The organism is Ectothiorhodospira shaposhnikovii (assembly GCF_022227765.1).
Taxonomy (GTDB): Bacteria; Pseudomonadota; Gammaproteobacteria; order Ectothiorhodospirales; family Ectothiorhodospiraceae; genus Ectothiorhodospira.
The window spans coordinates 1-371 of record NZ_JAJMLZ010000037.1 but is presented as its reverse complement, the minus strand read 5'-3'; the positions used below and the strand labels follow the sequence as shown (position 1 = coordinate 371).

At 55.5% G+C, this 371-nt stretch carries 1 protein-coding gene; it reads right to left on the bottom strand.

Annotation, left to right across the window (positions count from 1 at the left end; genetic code table 11):
- Positions 1–198 (bottom strand): AAA family ATPase (locus LQD11_RS15460; RefSeq protein WP_238618353.1); only part of this gene is annotated, 198 nt, incomplete at its 3' end.
- Positions 199–371: the final 173 nt, after the last annotated feature.

The window sequence follows — 371 nt, the reverse complement described above, 5'->3', positions numbered from 1 at the left end:
CTCGTTGGCCTCGAACAGTTCCTTGAGGGTGTCCAGCAGCAGGCTCTTGCCGAAGCGGCGGGGGCGGGAGAGGAAGTAATAGCTGCCTTCATCGATCAGCTGATGAAGGTAAGGGGTTTTATCCACATAGTAGAACCCGCCGGTGCGGATTTTGCCGAACGCCTGTACGCCGATGGGGAGATTGAGCTGGGTAGTCATGGAAGGAACTCGGCTCCTGGAGGTTCACTGTCGGGGCAGAATACCACGAAGCCAGGGCTACCCTTTGGTCGTGAGCGCGGGTGCGCACCCAAAGGCGTTCCCCTCCCCTGGATAACGACAAAAGAAAATATGAACCATTTCTCATTTTTGATGCCAAGCGGTTGTATCCATCT